Origin of the sequence: Paraburkholderia youngii (assembly GCF_013366925.1) — a bacterium.
In the GTDB taxonomy this organism is placed as follows: domain Bacteria; phylum Pseudomonadota; class Gammaproteobacteria; order Burkholderiales; family Burkholderiaceae; genus Paraburkholderia; species Paraburkholderia youngii.
The window spans coordinates 2,796,835-2,814,879 of record NZ_JAALDK010000001.1; the positions used below are offsets into that span (position 1 = coordinate 2,796,835).

13 protein-coding genes and 3 pseudogenes are annotated in these 18,045 nt (G+C 61.3%); 11 read left to right on the forward strand and 5 right to left on the reverse strand.

The genetic code is table 11. The features are described 5' to 3' along the window. The first annotated feature begins 3 nt into the window (after window positions 1-3). The 10 genes and pseudogenes from G5S42_RS13020 to G5S42_RS13065 form a co-directional block, all read left to right on the forward strand. Window positions 4-2,928 carry a molybdopterin-dependent oxidoreductase gene (locus G5S42_RS13020; protein WP_176107107.1) on the forward strand — a complete coding sequence of 975 codons (2,925 nt, stop codon included), beginning with the start codon at window positions 4-6 and terminating at the stop codon, window positions 2,926-2,928. A gap of 25 nt (window positions 2,929-2,953) precedes the next feature. Beyond that, a complete protein-coding gene (locus G5S42_RS13025) occupies window positions 2,954-4,201 on the forward strand; it encodes a CaiB/BaiF CoA transferase family protein (protein WP_176107108.1) in 1,248 nt (415 codons plus the stop codon). Next, a complete protein-coding gene (locus G5S42_RS13030; protein ID WP_176107109.1) occupies window positions 4,198-5,781 on the forward strand; it encodes an alpha/beta fold hydrolase in 1,584 nt (527 codons plus the stop codon). The genes G5S42_RS13025 and G5S42_RS13030 overlap by 4 nt, the downstream gene beginning before the upstream one ends. Beyond that, on the forward strand, window positions 5,769-6,422 hold the full coding sequence (locus G5S42_RS13035) for an SRPBCC family protein (RefSeq protein ID WP_176107110.1): 654 nt from the start codon (window positions 5,769-5,771) through the stop codon (window positions 6,420-6,422). The genes G5S42_RS13030 and G5S42_RS13035 overlap by 13 nt, the downstream gene beginning before the upstream one ends. Next, window positions 6,386-7,858: an MFS transporter gene (locus G5S42_RS13040; protein ID WP_176107111.1), complete on the forward strand. Its 1,473-nt coding sequence runs from the start codon at window positions 6,386-6,388 to the stop codon at window positions 7,856-7,858. Before G5S42_RS13035 ends, G5S42_RS13040 begins: the two co-directional genes overlap by 37 nt. Window positions 7,859-7,865: 7 nt before the next feature. Further along, a pseudogene (locus tag G5S42_RS13045) lies at window positions 7,866-8,183 on the forward strand (transposase); the annotation flags it as partial. A 265-nt stretch (window positions 8,184-8,448) separates the two neighbouring features. Next, window positions 8,449-9,594 (forward strand): porin, encoded by a 1,146-nt coding sequence (locus G5S42_RS13050; protein ID WP_176107112.1) that lies wholly within the window; start codon window positions 8,449-8,451, stop codon window positions 9,592-9,594. 142 nt (window positions 9,595-9,736) lie between these two features. Next, window positions 9,737-10,006 (forward strand): BON domain-containing protein, encoded by a 270-nt coding sequence (locus G5S42_RS13055; protein ID WP_312883563.1) that lies wholly within the window; start codon window positions 9,737-9,739, stop codon window positions 10,004-10,006. Between the two features lie 49 nt (window positions 10,007-10,055). Beyond that, window positions 10,056-11,099: an XdhC family protein gene (locus G5S42_RS13060; RefSeq protein ID WP_176107114.1), complete on the forward strand. Its 1,044-nt coding sequence runs from the start codon at window positions 10,056-10,058 to the stop codon at window positions 11,097-11,099. 718 nt (window positions 11,100-11,817) lie between these two features. Next, a pseudogene (locus tag G5S42_RS13065) lies at window positions 11,818-12,057 on the forward strand (flavin reductase); the annotation flags it as partial. A 144-nt stretch (window positions 12,058-12,201) separates the two neighbouring features. Here G5S42_RS13065 and G5S42_RS13070 read toward each other — a convergent pair. From G5S42_RS13070 to G5S42_RS13090, 5 genes and pseudogenes are all read right to left on the reverse strand, one after another. Beyond that, entirely contained in the window at window positions 12,202-13,851 is a 1,650-nt protein-coding gene (locus G5S42_RS13070; protein ID WP_176107115.1) for an NRAMP family divalent metal transporter, read from the reverse strand. Window positions 13,852-13,897: 46 nt separating this feature from the next. Beyond that, window positions 13,898-14,038, reverse strand: a complete 141-nt coding sequence (locus G5S42_RS13075) for a hypothetical protein (protein ID WP_176107116.1) — start codon at window positions 14,036-14,038, stop codon at window positions 13,898-13,900. Between the two features lie 711 nt (window positions 14,039-14,749). After that, window positions 14,750-15,130: a BON domain-containing protein gene (locus tag G5S42_RS13080; RefSeq protein WP_176107117.1), complete on the reverse strand. Its 381-nt coding sequence runs from the start codon at window positions 15,128-15,130 to the stop codon at window positions 14,750-14,752. A gap of 870 nt (window positions 15,131-16,000) precedes the next feature. Further along, the gene (locus G5S42_RS13085; RefSeq protein WP_176107118.1) at window positions 16,001-16,759 is read right to left on the reverse strand and encodes an SDR family oxidoreductase; all 759 of its coding nucleotides are present in this window, start codon (window positions 16,757-16,759) and stop codon (window positions 16,001-16,003) included. 53 nt (window positions 16,760-16,812) lie between these two features. Then, window positions 16,813-16,959 (reverse strand): annotated as a pseudogene (locus G5S42_RS13090) (helix-turn-helix domain-containing protein); the annotation flags it as partial. Between the two features lie 37 nt (window positions 16,960-16,996). Here G5S42_RS13090 and G5S42_RS13095 point away from each other — a divergent pair. Further along, on the forward strand, window positions 16,997-17,986 hold the full coding sequence (locus G5S42_RS13095) for a LysR family transcriptional regulator (RefSeq protein WP_176107119.1): 990 nt from the start codon (window positions 16,997-16,999) through the stop codon (window positions 17,984-17,986). The last annotated feature ends 59 nt before the right edge of the window (window positions 17,987-18,045 follow it).

Below are 18,045 nucleotides of genomic sequence, written 5' to 3' on the forward strand. Positions count from 1 at the left end.
ATCATGGATCAGAGAATCGAATTCGTCGAACAGAGAAAGATTGCCTTCGAACTGAACGGACAGGCAACGACCTGCGACATCGACCCCAGAGTGACGCTCGGCGATTTTCTTCGTCACCAGCTTGGCAAGACAGGCACGCATTACGGCTGCGAGCATGGTGTTTGCGGGGCATGCACGGTACTGGTGGATGGACGTTCCATGCGCTCCTGCCTCCAGCTTTGTGGGCAGGTCGACGGGCGGAAAGTCACAACCGTGGAGGGGCTCGCGAATACCGACGGCTCGCTCGGCATCCTGCAGCAGGCGTTTCAGGATCGCCATGCATTGCAGTGCGGATACTGCACCCCAGGCATGTTGACCACACTAACGGAGTTTTTGCGAACCAACCCCGGCCCGTCCGAGGTCGAAGTTCGCGATGCGATCAGCGGGAACATCTGCCGTTGCACGGGCTACCAAGCCATCGTCGAAGCGGCGCTGCTCGCGGCCGCCCGAATGCGCGGCGAGCCCGATCCCGTTTTCGGCGTGGTTACCGCACACTCGATAGAAAGCGATTCCCCGTCGGATTCAACCGTGGGTGCGCGCTATGTCGGCAAACCCGTCAAACGCACCGAAGACCCTGCGCTGCTCAAAGGCGAGGGGCAATTCGTCGACGATATCCACCTTCCCGGAACATTGCATTGCTGTTTCGTGCGATCGTCTCACGCGCACGCCCGCATCAAACACGTCGATAAGCAAGCAGCAGAGGCCGTACCGGGCGTACGGCATGTCTGGACATTCGCTGAACTGGATGAAGCACATCGGCGGCCATTGCCGGTCCTGGCACCCACTCACATGCTGACGGAGCCGCGCATGTGGTCGCCGTTGGCCTCGGACGAGGTGTGCTACGTCGGCGAGGCGATTGCCGTTGTTCTTGCAGAAAGCCGGTACATCGCCGAAGACGCCGCCAACCTGGTGCAGATCGACTACGAGGTACTGCCGGTCGCAAGCGACATCACGAAGATATTCGATCCGGATGCGCCACGGGCTCACAGCGACGTTCCGACCAATCTCCTCCTCGACATGCCGTTTGCTTTCGGCGATGTCGACTCGGCCTTCGCGCGCGCCGCGCACGTGGTCAAGCGCGAGATATTCCATCATCGCGGGACTGCGCACCCGATGGAGTGCCGCGCAACCCTCGCGCGGCTCGATGGCGCTACCGGCGAGTTGACCGTCTGGAATTCGGGCCAGGCACCGCACCTCGAGAGACGTCTTCTTGCGCAAGCGCTCGGCTACGACGAAGCGAAAATCCGGGTCATCATGCCGGATGTCGGGGGGGCTTTCGGTCCCAAGGGCATTGCCTATCCGGAAGAGTTGGTCGTGGCCTCGGCGGCACTCAAGCTGGGTGTGCCGGTCAAGTGGACCGAAGATCGGCGCGAGCACTTCCTGTGCATTACCCAGGAGCGCGATCAATTGTGGAATCTCGAGATGGCGCTCGACAAGGACGGAAAGATCCTCGGCGTGCGCGGCTCCGTGGTCCACGATAACGGTGCGTACGTGCCTTGGGGCATTGTTGTGCCGATCATCGCGGTGACCTCGTCGCTGGGTCCGTACGTCGTCCCGGCATTCGACGTGAAGCTGAAAGTGGCGAGCACGAACATGGTGCCCACCACGCCGGTGCGTGGCGCGGGGCGGCCAAAAGCGGTATTCGCGATGGAGCGGATGCTCGATGCGGCAGCCGACCAGCTCGGCCTCGCCCGTCTGGAAATTCGACGCCGCAATTTCGTACAGCCGGACCAGCTGCCGTACAAAACTGGCCTGATATTCCGCGACGGTTCGCCGATGGTGTATGACTCCGGCGACTATCCGCAGACTCAGGAAAAGGCAGTCGAGCTTGCCGGTCTGGATGCGTTTCGCGCCCGTCAGGAGGGCGCGCACGCGCAGCAACGGTATCTCGGGATTGGCTTTGCCAACTATGTCGAGGGTTGCGGCCTCGGTCCCTATGAAGGGGCGGAAGTCACGTTGCAAAACGACGGACGCATACACCTGGACGTCGGTGGTGCCGGCGCGCAAGGGCAAGGAATGAAAACCATCTTTGCCCAGATCGCTGCCGATCAGCTCGGTGTCGAGATGGATGCCATTACGGTAGTCGTCGGCGATACGAGCAGGCTCGCCATGGGCATCGGGACATTCGCGAGCCGGATCACCGTCAACGCCGGCAATGCCGTTCACATCGCATGCGGCAAGCTCGCCGGAAAAATCAGGGGGCTCGCCGCACACGCCCTGCGTGTACCTCTGGATCAGATCGAGATCGTGCGTGGCGCCGCACGCGTGCGAGGCCAGCCGGACAAGGCGTTGCCGCTCGGGCAAATCGCACGAATTTCGTATGGGATAGCTGGGTTCACGCTACCTGACGGACTGGATGCGGGCATGACGGTCACCCATTATTTCTCCCCGAGAGCCAGCGTCTATGCCAACGGAACGGCATTCGCGGAAGTCGAGGTGGATATCGGGACTGGCTACGTAAAGGTCTTGCGCTATGGCGTTGCACACGATTGCGGGACCGTTATCAACCCGATGCTCGTCGAGGGGCAGGTGATTGGCGCGATTTCCCATGGGATCGGAAATACGCTGCTCGAGCGCCACGGCTACGACGAGAATGCCCAGCCGCTTGCGACGAATTTCGCCGAATTTCTGCTGCCTACCGCACTCGACATGCCATCCCACATAGAGATGGCGCATCTTGTTTCTCCGTCACCGAACAACCCTCTCGGCGTCAAAGGGGCCGGGGAGGGCGGGACGATTCCTGCCTCCGCTGCGATCGTCAGTGCCATCGAGGATGCGCTGAGCCGATGGTCGATTCGCTTTGACGAAACACCTGTGCTGCCTGAAATGATCTTTGATCGTCTGCATGCCGCCGGCGCGTACAGCGACGCCGCCCTCGACACACCTTGAACGAAGAACTTGCTGGGATAACGATATGGACTCTGGAAAAACTGGTCCGCTGAGCGGTGTGAGGGTTTTAGACCTCACGCAGTTCCTGTCGGGCCCCTTCGGAACGCAAATCCTCGGTGATCTCGGCGCTGAGATCGTCAAAATCGAGCCGCCGGGGGGCGAGCTCGCGCGCGGCGTGCCGCCCCATTTCGTCGAGGGGGACAGCGCCTACTATCTCGCGGTCAATCGCAACAAGAAGAGTGTTGTCATCGACCTCAAGACGGAGAAGGGAGCCGAACTCGTTCGGGAGCTGGCCGCGCATTTCGATGTTCTTGTAGAAAACAATCGCCCGGGGGTGATGGAGCGACTCGGACTTGGTGAGGCGGAGCTTCGCGCGCGTAATCCACGGCTCGTCTATTGCAGTATCAGCGGGTTCGGACAGACGGGTCCGGACAGGGATCTACCCGCTTATGACATGATCGTGCAGGCGATGTCGGGGGGCATGAGTCTGACCGGGGAACCCGGCAGTGCGCCCGTTCGCGCCGGCATTCCGATTGGCGACCTGGCGGCCGGCATGTACGGCGTGATGGGAATTCTCGCTGCGCTGGTCGAGCGCCAGACTTCTGGCGCAGGACGGTTCGTCGATGTGTCGATGCTCGACGCGCAAATCGCGATGCTTTGTTATCAAGGTGCCTATTACCTGATGTCTGGCGAAGTACCGGAACCGCAGGGACGAGGCCACGATTCGATACCGACCTACCGCGCTTTCGAATGTGGCGACGGTGTTTCACTGGTCGTGACCGCCAACACGGAACGCATGTGGGCGGACCTGTGCAAGGCCATTGGTTTGCCACACCTTGTACACGACCCGCGATTCAAGGATTCGGCCACACGGCTCGTGAACAAGGTGGCGCTATGGGAAATACTGGAGGCGCGCTTCCGTGACGAACCGGCGCAGAGTTGGCTCGATTCGCTGAATTCGGCCTCAATTCCGGCCGCACTGGTCAAAACAGTCGATAAAGCACTGAATGCCTCTCAGGTCGCGCATCGAGACATGATCGTCGAGCTTCGCAGTCGAGCGGGATCTTATGTGCGCGTGCCCGGCAATCCAATCAAGTTTGATGATCCGGGGCGTACCGACGCGAGTTACCCGCCCCATCTGGGGGAGCACACGAGCATCGTACTCCGGGAGTACATCGGCCTTGATGCCGAGGCACTGAGGACACTTCAGAATCAGGGGGTTGTTCGGCAGTTTGTACCGGGCATGCCATCACCCGGCGTGAAATCACGATGAACGAGGAGATCGGCATGCATGAAAATCTTCTGCTGAAGATGAAGGGTAATGTTCTGCATATCACCCTGAGCAGTGCTGACGGCAAAAACGAGTTAGATGACTCGATGATGCGAGCGCTCACGCAGGTGATCAGCGATCCTCCCGAGAGCACCGTGGCCATTGTTTTGTCCGGGGAGGGCGAGAACTTCTGTGGAGGGCGGGCCGCATCGCCACCGCCGGCGCTTTCCCCAACGGAAGATCCACGCCCCGCAATCAAGGCACGGGGTGCGGCGCCCATTCTCGCACTCTACGAGGCAATCCGTTCGAGTGCGGTACCTGTTGCCTGCTTCGTCAAAGGGCTCGCTTCGGGTATGGGTTGCGCAATCGTTGCAGCGAGCGACTATGCGGTCGCCGAAATGCGTAGCCAGTTCGAGGCCGATGAACTCGCGAAGCAGTTTGCTCCTGCACTGCTGATGTCCGTTCTCGTCGCGCGTGTCCATGTCAAAGCGATTTCGCGTCTGGTTCTAACGGGCCAGCCCATCGACGCAGCGACCGCCTTGGACTTTGGGCTCATCGGCGAAATGGTCGCTCCTTGGGAACTGGACAAAGCGCTGGACGATTTCATTGCCTTCATGAACAGCCGGGCTCCGCAGGCATTACGCGGAGTCAAGACTTTCCTGCGCGAGTCGCCCGGTCTGCATTCGCCAAAGCTTGCCACGCTTGCTGCCGACGTTCTGGCGGAATCGATTGCGGCACGCCTCGACGTGACAGCGCCGTTCGTGCCGTCCCACGAGAAGCGGTCTCTGACCGTCGACGGCGAACGCATTGCCTATATTGACGTCGGCAATGGGCCCGCGGTCGTTTTGCTGCATAGTCTCGGCACATCGAGCGCGCTGTGGGACGACGTTCTGCCCGCACTCACCGCGAAATATAGAGTCGTTGCAATAGATGCCCGAGGTCATGGCGACTCGACGAAGCGAAGCGCGTGGAATGCGGACGCGGTCGCCAACGACGTCGTCGCAGTGGCGGAGGCCATTGGTCTCGATTGTTTTGGCCTGGTGGGTATCTCGATGGGGGGACTGACTGCGGTACGCGTTGCCTCGAAGTTGGGTCGACGCGTTGCTGTGATGGTCTTGTCGAGCGCTTACGCGGGCGTTTCGGGACCCGCGGTGGAAAAGCGGCTCGCCGCAGCCGAAGGGATGCTGAAAAAACTGCCTATGCATCTCTTTGCGCGCATGTACGTGGAGCAGACCCTCCACAGGAACACCGCGTATCCGAAGCGGGAACGACTCGCCCAGCAGATTGCGGCTATGGCTTCAACGGATTATCTGGAAATCTTGCGCGCCATTTGCACGGACGACGTGTCCGGACTTTTGCGCGACATCGAGGTGCCGACGCTCGTGCTGAGCGCCGAACTCGACATGAGCATACCCAGAGCCGTATCGGCGAAGTTGGCACAGGGAATCCGGGGCGCGAAGGAACGAACGCTGGGCGCTGCCGCGCACCTCTCATGTGTCGATACGCCCGATGCTTACGCGGAAGTCTTATTAGGGTTGTTTGAGAAATACACGGACGAAGGTGGGGAAGTATGGAAATCGTAAATCGCTTTTCGGTCGACTCGACTATCGAGAACACCTGGAAGGTACTACTCGACGTGCCGCTGGTCGTGTCCTGCTTTCCCGGGGCGACGCTGACCGACACACTCGGCAAGGATTCGTATAAGGGGCTGATTCGCATCAAGCTGGGTCCAATCGCGATGGAATTCTCGGGCATGGTTACCTTGAGCGCTCCGTTGGGCGACGCGTATGCGGCGACCGTTGAGGCCACCTGGCAGGAGACCAAAAACCGCGGATCGGCCACTACGGTGACCACGTTTTCTCTATCGCGACTCGGTGACGTCGCCGGAACTCAGGTCGACGTCCACACCGCTGTGAAGATGGCGGGGCAGGTGGCGCAGTATGGCCGCGGGGTTGGAATCATCAACGCCGTATCGGAACAGATGGTCCGTCAATTCGCGGCAAATTTGCTGAAGAAACTCGCGGATCGTCCGGCTGCAATAGCGGCGTCCTTAGCCGGCGCGGACGCGTTCGCCTCAACGTCCACTGGAGAAAGAGAACCCGTGGCGGCAAGACGCAGCGACAACACTGCGGGCTCAACGAACGAGATTTCCGTGCTCGGCCTGGTGTGGGCAACGGTGGTTGCAAAATGCAGGCAGTGGTTTGCCAGCGCGCATTCATCATAGTTCTCTTCGTTGATTTTTCTGTTCAATTTGGCCCGGTTGGAAAAAGGCAGCAGCTTCTACTGAGCCTTGCGATGCACGGCACACGATGGCATCGAAGTGCGGGCGAGTGCTTCGATAATTATAAGCAGTACAACGAAGGAGATGAGCAGATGGAGACGAACTCGACTACGTTCGAGTCGACAGACCGTAGGAGCAATTTCGGTGCTTCTGTCGTGGGCAAGGCAGCCTGGATTGTCCTTGCGTCCGCGTTTATAGGGTGGATGTTCGATGCGATGGATCTCTACCTTTTCACCATGATCATGGTGCCGGCCCTTCACGACCTGCTCGGGCCTTCACAAGGCAGCGCCCTGCAGATCGGAGCGCTCATTGTCGGCGCGAAACTGGTTTGCTGGGGCATCGGCGGCATTCTGTTTGGCGTCCTGGCCGACCGATTTGGGCGAGCTCGAGTCATGCTCGGCACGATGCTGATCTACTCGGTATTCACGGCGGCCGGTGCCTTGGCGCAGGACTGGCATCAACTCCTCGCGTTTCAGATGCTGGCGGGTTTTGGAATAGGGGGTGAATGGGCCGCTGGCGCCGCGCTTGTCGTGGAGACCTGGCCGGAAAAACACAGGGCGAAGGCTGTCCAGGTCATGCAGGTTGCCAATGTGGTAGGGCTGATTGCCGCGTCCGCGATTGCGATCCTTCTGTCAGGTGCTGGATGGCGTTGGGTGCTCGGCGTGGGGGCGGTACCGGCAATCGCGAGCCTGGGCCTGCGGTTCATCACACCGGAATCGGCTAGTTGGGAGCAGTCGCGTGCGGCCGAAATTCGTCACGCAGGTCCGAGAATGGGCTCGATTTCCGAGATATTCGGCCGTCAATTGCGTCGTCGGACCGTGGTGGGCACGCTCATTGCCTCGGCAATGATGATCGGTAGCTGGGGGGCATCCATCCTATTTCCCGCATTGCTGAGAGAGTTCTTCCCATCCGCCGGCAACCCGGAATTCACCAGGCAGACCGGCATCGCGTTCATGGCGACCAACCTCGGCGCGGTACTTGGATTCGCTTCGATTCTGCTCCTCGTCACTTTAATACCGCGTATCTCCAGACGGGCCGTCTATGCGGTGTTTTGCGCAGGCGCCTGGATTGCAGGCGTTGCACTTTTTGGCGGCGCGAAAACACTGGGGACGTTGTATGTCGCGATGCTTGGGTTCGGCTTTTTCGGATTGGGCGGGTTTGGGATAGTCGCGCTGTACCTGACGGAGCTTTATCCGCTCCATGTTCGCGCCACGGGCCAAGGCTTCGCCTGGAATATGGCACGTCTGTTCACCGCGCTTGGACCGTTGATCGTGTCGTCTGCGTCGGCAAATCTGGGATTTCGTGTGGTGGGAATCGCTCTCGCAACCGTATTCGGAATCGGACTGGCCGCTATATTTTTTGGCCCGGAAACTGGCTGAAAAAACGCCAGCATGTTTTCGCTCGGGGCGCGAGGTCGCCGCATTCCTGGGCCTGGTGCCCCGACAAAGCGGCACGGGAGGCCGCGTGAAGCTCCTGGGCATCACCAAACGAGGCGATGTCTACTTGCGAACCTTACTGATCCACGGCGCACGCTCAGTGCTCACCCATTCGAAGCACCTGAGCGACTCGCTGCAACGTTCGCTCGCCCGACGACCCTTCAACGTAGCGGTCGTCGCACTGGCCAACAAGATGGCACGCACGATCTGGGCGCTACTTGCCCACGCTCGTACGTATCAACCCGACTACGTGGCGCATGCCACATAGAACATCAACTCACTAAGGAGACTGGTCGCTAATAGGTTGCGCAGGTTGAGATACATGTGATGGCAAAACAGGTAGGACCGCGGGAAAGCAAACCTGAATCTTGTCCTTCGAGGGCACAGAGGAGTTGAGCCCTTCCCCGGCAGATTCCATCAGGGCCAGCGGACCGCCATCCGCGTCACAGGCGGGATATAAGTCTGCATCCTCATCCTGTCCGCCGCACACCAAATATCACCTGACAAACCGGGAGGCGTCCATATAAGACAACATGAATTTGAAAGTGATCGTCGCGTCGACGCTCGTTGCTTGGGCGGTCACGGCACACGCGCAATCATCTGTGACGCTGTATGGCGCCATCGACACCGGATTGCTGTATCAAAGCGCGAATGCGCCTAATTTCCAGTCGAAAGTGAATCTCGGGCACGTGTACGAACTCAAGGACGCGGGGATCTTCACCAGTTTCTGGGGGCTCAAGGGTACCGAAGACATCGGAGGCGGCTACAAGGTCAACTTCAGGCTCCAGGGAGCATTTACCAGCACCAATGGAAGGTTCGGGCTGTCCGACACGCCAGGCTCCGCCGCAATCTTCAGCCAGCAATCGACGTTGGGCGTCTCCGGTCCTTTCGGCTCGATCGACGCGGGCCGTCAGTTCGTGCCGATGATATTTGCGATGGCCGACACTGACGTACGGAGTGCTCAATTCTTCGGCAGTATCCTCACCGCGTGGCTTGGCATGAATCAGGCTGCAGGCTGGCAAGGCACCAGTACAAACGGAGCGATCGGTGCGTTGTACGACTCCAACGCGATTGTTTATCAGTCGCCGAAGTTTCACGGTATATCGCTTGGTCTCGAATACGCGCCGGGTGGTGTCGCTGGTCAATTCCAGGGCGGCACGCGCGAGTCGGCAGTGCTCCGGTATTCGAACTACGGTCTGAACCTCTCGGCTGTCTACTATAACGGCCACGACACCAATCCGTTCACGACGACGGCCACCGGCGGGATCATCACGGCGCCACCCACGGGGCTCAATAACAACCGTTTCTACTATTTCGGCGCGATGTACACGTTCCACGATCTGTCAGTGTCGACGTCATACAGCATCGGCAGGAATCCGGCGAACAGTGGTCAGAACGACTTCGAGATGATTTCCGGGGGGCTCGGCTACAAGTTCACGCCTTCCCTCAAGGTCACCTCGGGCTTCTATTACCTCAAGGATCGCAACGTTTCATCCAATCAATCGGATTCGTACGCGGTGGGTGCCGAATACAGTTTGTCCAGGACCACCATCGCCTATGTACAGATTGGCCATGTCAATAACCGGGGCAAGATGAGCCAGACGATCGCCTATGGCGCGCCGGTTCCCGAGGGTACTTCAAGCACCGCGGCGATGCTCGGCATCCGCCACGCGTTCTGATCTCACGCCGGCCGAACTGGAGCATTCGATGAAGACAAGCAGGGCACTAAAGATCGCTGTTGGGATACTGGTCGGATCAACATCCATGCACGTCTGGGCGCAGGTCAGCGAGAGCGAAGCGCGTAGCGTGTCGAAAGGCACCGTGACCGAAGCTTCCGGGGGCATGACCGCGCCGATCAACCCGAAAGACAATTTTGCGCTGCGCCGCAGGGTCTATGCAGCGATCGCGCAGCACAAGGAGATCAACGCCGGCAACATCAGCGTGGTCGTGAAGCGTGGCGTGGTGACGCTCGACGGGACGGTGGCGGATGCCTCCCAGGTCGGCGAGGCCACGGAGATCACGAAAGGAGTTCCTGGCGTGACGTCCGTGACCAACAGGCTGACGGTCAAAAAGCCGTTCGGCAGTCAGTAGGCGCGCGTGCATGACGGTGTTTGACCACGTACCGAAGGAAAATGTGAGCATGAACAGTGTCGATTTTGAGGTGCTGGAAGCTACGATGCGCTGGCTCGATGCAGGCCACCGCATGCTGCTCGTGACGGTGGTGAAGACTTGGGGGTCGTCGCCTCGCCCGGAGGGGGCGATGCTTGTCCTGCGCGACGATGGTCAAGTGGTGGGCTCTATTTCGGGCGGCTGCATCGAAGATGACCTCATCGACCAGGTGCGTCGGTGCGGCGTCGCGCAAAGGACACCGGAAGTGGTTGAATATGGCGTGAGCGCCGAAGAGGCGCGTCGCTTCGGGTTGCCTTGCGGAGGGACGATGCAGCTCGTGCTTGAGCCGATTACGCGGCAAAGCGGCATGCAGACCCTGCACGAAGCGCTCAGTCGCGGCGAACTGATGGCGCGCACGCTAGACTTGGCAACGGGTGCTGTCACACTTGGTCCAGCGAGCACGACTGATGGCGTGAACTTCAACGAGACGCGTCTGACGACGATTCACGGGCCCCGCTACCGTATGCTCGTTATTGGCGCGGGGCAGCTCTCGCGTTACTTATGCCAGGTCGCGATAGGACTCGATTATCAGGTGGTGGTGTGCGACCCGCGCGAGGAGTACGTGCACACATGGGATGTGCCCGGCACGACGCTCGTGCGCACGATGCCCGACGATACGGTCCTGGATATGAAACTCGACGAACGCAGTGCGATGATTACACTTACGCACGATCCAAAGCTCGATGATCTCGCGCTGATGGAAGCGCTGAAGACACCCGCGTTTTACGTCGGCGCGCTTGGCTCGCGGCGCAACAATGCTGCGCGGCGAGAGCGGCTTAAAGAGTTCGATCTGAGCGACGCACAGCTTGCACGATTGCGCGGTCCGGCCGGAATCTATATCGGTAGCCGCACGCCACCCGAAATCGCGATATCGATTCTCGCTGAAGTGACGGCGGCGAAGAACAGCGTGTTGCTACCGGCAATCCTCAGGGTCGAGCGTGGCAAGACGGAAAAAGAAGTCACGAATGACACAGCAATAAATGCGGGGCATCTCACATGGTTGGATGATGCCTGACTTCCCGGTGTACAGCCACGAGGCGGCCGAGCGCAGCTTCCCCGCATGATTTCACGCAGTTCGGAAAGGTCGGTCTGGGAATGGCCAGCCGCTGTCACCGCGGACAGGTCGCATCTTTTTTGTGCTGCGATAGGAGCCGGAAGCAATGAGGGCGATGGCCCTAAGGTGAGGTTTTTCGGGAGCAAAAGGCTCCCGCTTCACCCGGACCGAGCAATTGCCGCGAGTATGAAGCCTCGAATGCGGGGTTGATCTCCTGGAATTCCTCACCTTTGCGAACCCGCGTCGTTCTCCTGACTCCTGGAAATCCTCACCACCCCTGGAAGATCTCACCTTAGCAGGCTCGCTTCGACTTTTAGCCCTGCATTCCAGCGTACTTTTCTCGCACTGAACGCCGACACGCTCCGCGCTGGCTGCTCCGAAACGCCGCTATTCACAATGCTGAAGCCAGCGAAGCGCGTTTCGCGCGCTTCGACGCGTCTCCTCTCCATCGCCATTCCGACGCACACGGCGCGAGCCGTCGCAAATCACGCCCGCCGCTCCCGTAAATCCTCACCGTAGCGCCACCTCCTGGAACTCCTCACCGTTCGCGAGTCGCCCGATGCGGCCCTGGCCCATGCACGCCGCTCATATGACCATTTTGGGCCCAATATGACCGCGTTTATCGCCGCTCATATCGTGCAGCCATGTCGTCCGGATGTGATTCCGGGCACGCCGGGCACATTTTGCGGGCATGACCGGTCTTTCGATGGAGGATCGCTTCAAGCTGCCCGTATGGGATCAGGGCGAAAACGATGTGCCGGTGCTGCGCGGCGCGCTAGCGAGCTTGCAGGGGAAGATCGTCGAAGCGAAGAAAGTCGGCTCGCACTCGGTCATGTTCATGGAGACCACGCAGATTCGCGTGCGCGCCGATGGCGACAGTCTGATTTACTTCGACCGGGATTTTCACCGGGTCCCGCGCGTGGAAGGGGCAATGAGTTCAATGAGTTGTTCGAAGCGCTGCCGGCCGGCTCAGGCTCCGGCAGCGTTTGCGTTGTCGCTCCGGACGTGGCTCCCGTAAAACCTCACCATTGCCCGGACCTCCTGGAACTCCTCACCTTTCGCACTACTTCAGCAGCGCCATTTGCACGACCTTGACGATCACGAGCGCGATCGCGAGCAGCAGATAGCCCCGCAGCACGCCCATCCATACGCGTTTGGCGAGCGTCAGGCGCGGCGGCGGCAGTTCGTCGAGCGGCGGCATGCGCCATGTGTTGCGCGCTTCTTTCGTATAGACCGAAGCCGGCTCGGCTGCGGCGGATTCGCCGCGCAGTTTGCGAAGCCCGATGCTCGCCGCATACCCGACGACCGCGAGCAACGTGCCACCCGCCAGTACTTCGATGATCGTTTCCGCGGCGATGTCCGGATAGATCACCGACGCGGTCAGGATGATCGACAGCATCACGAGCACCCAGATCACTGAGCCGGTAAACAGATTGAGCTTCTTCGAGTTGGTCCACGGACCGAGCACCGCGCGGTCGTTGCACAGCAGCAGCAGGAACACGGTCGCGCTCGGCAGCAGCACGCCGGCGAGCGTTTGCACCGCTTCGGTCAGCAGACCGAGCGGGCTGCCCGGAATCAGCACCAATACCGCGGCGGCTGCGACGATCGCGAAGTACACGACGTAGAAGCCCTTCGCGTCCGACACGCTACGGTGCAGCGAATGACGGATCTTGAACACGTCGCCGATCGCATAGGCGGTCGATAGCGACACGGCCGCCGCGCCGATCACGCAGGCGTCGAACAGCGCGATCGCGAACAGCACCGCCGAGGTCCGTCCCGCGTATCTCTCCAGACCGGCGATCACACCGCCCGCGTCCGTGAAGTTGCCGAAGCCGGGCCGGCCGTCGAACAGCGCCGCGCTGAACGAGATCATCGCGACTGCACCGATCAGCACGAACACGATGCCGATCCACAGGTCGGCTTTTTCGTAGTTCATGAAGCGCGGCGTGATGCGCTTGTCGACCACATAGCTCTGCTGGAAGAACAGCTGCCAGGGAGCGACCGTCGTACCGACGATGCCGATCACGAGCAGCATCACGTCGGACAGCTTCGAATGCGCGGGCCAGTTCGGAATGAAGAAGTCGCGCGCGATCTGGCCGACCGGCGGATGAATCGACACGAGCACCGGCACGAGCAGCAGGCTCAACACGCACAGCGCGACCGCGAAGCGCTCGAAGCGGCGGAAGTCGCCGGTGCTGACGGCGGCCATCGTCAGCGCGGCGGCGATGCACACGCCCGCGATCTTCGAGACGCCGAAGAAGTCGAGCACGAACGTGATGCCGATGAATTCCGTCACGATGGTCAGCGCGTTCAGCAGGAACAGATCGACGACGCTGAACGCGCCCCAGAACTTGCCGAAGCGCTCGAAAATGAGCCGCGCGTGGCCCACGCCCGTGACCGCGCCGAGCCGCAACACCATCTCCTGATTGACGAACAGCACCGGCACCAGCAACAGCATGGTCCACAGCAACGTGGTGCCGTAGTTCTGGCCGGCCTGCGTGTAGGTGCCGAATGCGCCCGCGTCGTTGTCGCCGACCATCACGATAAGACCGGGGCCGAGGATCGCGAGCAGCGTGCGCACGCGCGCCCACCAGCTGGTGCGCGGTGCGATGTCATGGTGAGCGATCGTGCCGAGCGCGCCCTTGATATCGCCTACGTGTGCCGAATCGAGCACGGCGCTGCGCGCGGAGGAAATGTTCGTCGGAGTAGACATGTCGTTCTCTCCCGGTTGTAGTTGTCGGAGGTCGGGTCGCGAAACGCTATGCCACGCGCGACATCACGCGACGGCAGAAGGCGATGAACGGACGCGATTCGCGCGGGTGCAGCACGAGCAGAGCGTCGTAAAACGCGCGCGATTCCTGAACGCGCGGGAACTTCGAAAGAAGGAGGCCGAATTGCATTGGGTATCTCCGTGCGCCGGTTTCGACGCGCTGGTGGAAAGCCAGCAGACACGGAGGCCGCGTATGTCCGGGCGCGGCGGTGGAGGTCTACTCGCTTTCCTCAGTTAATAGAACAGGGAAGCGGCATAAGGGATAACTGTCACTGCCAGGCATGGCGGCTCCTTGTTGGCGTGTAGCGTGTATGAGCGATTGATACGTTCGCTAAGCACGTTGCTACACACGTGTTTATCCACGCGTTCGCGCGCATTGCGTTGAACTGACTGCGTTGACTGACAACGCGCGCGCGAACGCGACCGCAAGCACGAGGCTCGCGATGCGACGCCGTATCAGCGCAGGGACGCGTTTGAACGCGGCGTTCCTGTCATGCGGAGACGACGTTACGTTAGGTGCACGGGAAAAGACTGTGGCGCGCACCGTCTGCCTGCTGGCAAGACGGCGGCTGATGAAGAGAGCGCGGACGTCCTGCCGGTCAGGCAGCGAAACTGTTCGAAAGTCGGCTACTGCAGGTGTCCAAGGCGTGAGCCCCATTGGTGACGATTCTTGAATTCTAGGGTTCGGTTTCCGCCGAGGTCAACCTGTTTCTCGAGCAGAGCGGAGAAAATGTGCGGCGCGCAACGCCGCGCATTGTGAACGACGTGCGGATCGACGCCGATAGAGGGGGAAGGTCGAACAGGCGGCATCGATCCATCCGGCCGATGCCGCCACACAGGCTTACTGATTGGCGCGCCGTCGCACCGTCAGCCGGTTATGCACGCTTCTGACGCCGCGAACCGATCGCGCCGCGTTGCCGGCTCGCCCGATTTGCGATTCCCGCGGAACCGTGCCGCTCAGCGTGACGATGGCGTGGCGCGATTCGACACGGATGTTCGCCGAATTGAGGTTCGTGGTGCGCGTGAAAGCGCGGCGGACGTCGCGAACGATCGCGCTGTCGGACCGGTTAGCGTGACGGTTCGAGGCCGCTGGGGCCGGCTGGCTTTGCATCGACGCATCGTTCGGCATCTCGCGCGTCTGTGCGTTCGCATAGGTCGCGCAAGTCGCGATGGCCATCGCGACCATTGCGCCGAGGATTCTTCTCGCGCCGTTTGTTTTCATTCTTCCTCCTTTGCCGGTTTGCCAGGAACTGCCGTTCGAGCCGCGTGTTGCCAGCGTGGAAGAGGCGACGCAACGCACTGCCGCCTCGCGACGAGTAATCGACCGTCGGCTCCGATTATATTCTGCGGCGCAGGCGTCGATATCGATAGGTGAGAAGATTCGGGAGCGGCCGAGGTGAGAATATGCGCACCTGTACGCGCACTTCAAAACTAAAGGTGAGGGTATTCGGGAGTCGCCTCGACGGTGCGATAAGTTGCGAATGGCTTCTTGAGAAGCATGGTTCCGGTCGGAAGCGCAATGCGGTGAGGCCGTCTCGCAGGAAGCCGGCGATGGCTCACGTCGGTTACTGGTTGTGCCTGATCGAATGATCGTGGCGGGTGCGGCACGCGAAAGGTGAGAACCTTCGGGAGTCGCGCGGCGGCGGCTCTTTTGCAACTAACCGGCCGTGCCAAAAGCGAAATAAGCCGTGCGGCAAGCAGCGTGCGGCAGTGCACGTATTTTGCCTATCAGCCATAGGTGAGGAGATTCGGGAGTCAAAACGCGTCTCACGCAGTCGCCAATCATTGCATCCATCGCGTTGGCCGCTCGGCGGCTGTGTAACGTAAGTCGTTGAATGTCCAGGCGATCTGCCGCTTACGCGGCCCGCATCGGCGACGCGAACCGACTGCGTTCGATCAATGGTGAGGATTTTCGGGAGCAGTGTGTAAGAGCCACGCCGCGCGCGCTGAAATGCCCCCGCGAGCCCTCATTTCACCGCAAAGGTGAGGATTTTCGGGAGCACTGACGACGCTTCCAGACGCCGATTCACCGCCACTCCGTGCCAAAGGTGAGGCTTTTCGGGAGCGGCAGCACTCGCCCGCGATCACCCGTTCAGGCCGGTTTCGCGATCTCGCGAATGTCCGCGACCGGCGTCTGCCCGAAAGCATCGCTAAGCGCGTAGTCGATCAATCGCTCCGCGGATTGCTCGGGCGTTGACAGTTGGCCGTTGCGCTTCAGGTCTTCGAAGCGCTGGCGCATCGGGAATTGCTCTTCGCCGCTACCGCGAATTTGCGCCTGCATGTCCGTATCGATCACACCCGGCGCGAGGCTGCAGATGCGCAGCGCGCAAGTCGCATCGAGCGCGACGGCGCGCGCGTGATGATCGAGCGCGGCCTTGGTCGCGCAGTAGATGCTCCAGCCCGGATACGCGTTGCGCGCCGCGCCGCTCGAAATGTGCACGATGCGCCGGTCGGTTGCGTCGACGGCCGCAGCGGCGAGCGCGCTCGCGAGCATCAGCGGCGTCGCGACGTTCAGGCTCACCGCGTCCGCGACGTTCGCCGCGTCCTGACCTTCGATGGGCCCGATCGGTTCCACCGTGCCCGCATTGTTGATCAGCAGCACCGTCTGCGCGCCGCGCACGAAGTTGCTCAGCGCGTCGGTAGCGATCCATTGTGCGACGCGTGCTGGCTCGGCGAGGGGCAGCTCGATCTCTTCGAGCTGCGCGGCAAAGCGCGCCTTTAGCGCCGCATTGCGCGAGCGCGACAGACCCAGCACTGTGACGTTGCGCGCGAGCAGTTGCTCGGCGAGCGCCGCGCCCAGGCCGCGCGTATGGCCGGTGACGATCGCGCGGATCGGAGAAGATGAGGTCATGTCGTTCCTTGTGATCGTTGTCTTGCAGAATCGTCGATTTTCTCACGCCGTATTCAGGCCGACCGAAAGCGCTCGCGATACTGCATCGGCGTCACGCCAAGCCGCTTCGCAAACACGAAGCGCATGCGGTCGGCGGTGCCGAAGCCGCAATCGTAGGCGATCGTCTTCAGCGCCGCGGCGCTGCTTTCGAGCAACTCGCGTCAAAATAGGCGCATCGCACTTCTGCGCCGCCGCCCCATGGCCATCAAAAACCTTCTCCGCAAGCTCGATCTCACCACGCTGCAGCTCTTCCTCGCCGTGTTCGAAGAGGGCACGCTCACGCGTGCCGCCGAGCGCGAGGCGATCGCGGTGTCCGCCGCCAGCAAGCGGCTGGTCGAACTCGAACAGGCGGTCGGCGCGTCGCTATTTCAGCGCAACGCGCGCGGCATGACGCTGACGCCGGCCGGCGAAACGTTGCTGCATCACGCGCGCCGGGTGCTGCGCGACATCGAGAGCATCGGCATCGAACTGGCCGGCCATGCTAGCGGCGTGCTCGGCTACGTGCGGATGATGGCGAACCTGTCGGCGATCGTCGAATTTCTGCCCGAAGATCTGCGCGCGTTCCAGTCGCTGCACGAACGCGTGAAGGTCGATCTCGAGGAGCGGCCGAGCGGCGGCGTCGTCAAAGCCATCGACGAAAGCCTCGCCGATCTCGGCATCTGTTCCGGCGACGCCGACACGCGCGAGCTGCACGTCGAGCACTACCGGCGCGATTCGCTCGTGATCGTGATGCGCGATGATCATCCGCTCGCGGCACGCACGAGCATCGCGTTCACCGAAACGCTCGATGGCGATCACGTCGGCCTGCATTCGGCAAGCTCGATCAACGCGCGCACGCACCTCGCGGCGCGCCAGGCCGGCAAGCCGCTGCGGTTGCGCATCCACGTGCCGGGCTTCGATGCGGTTTGCCGGATGGTGCAGGCGGGCATGGGCGTCGGCGTGCTGCCGCAAAAGGTATATCAGCTGATGGGCCGCCCGCTCGGTCTCGTCGGCATGCCGCTCGACGACGACTGGGCCGAGCGCAGCCTCGTGCTCGTCGTGCGCGACGTCGATGCGTTGTCGCCGGTGAGCCGGCTGCTGTTCGATCATCTGCGCACGGTCGAAGCGCGCGAAACGGCAGCGGACGCTCAACCCGAACCCGCTTCCATCACCACCGAAACACCGCGCAGGTCCCGCGGCCGCCGCTGAGCGTTCGCCGTTCGCGAACGGTCGTTGGCGAATTGCGGTTGGACGCCGCCACCACGCCG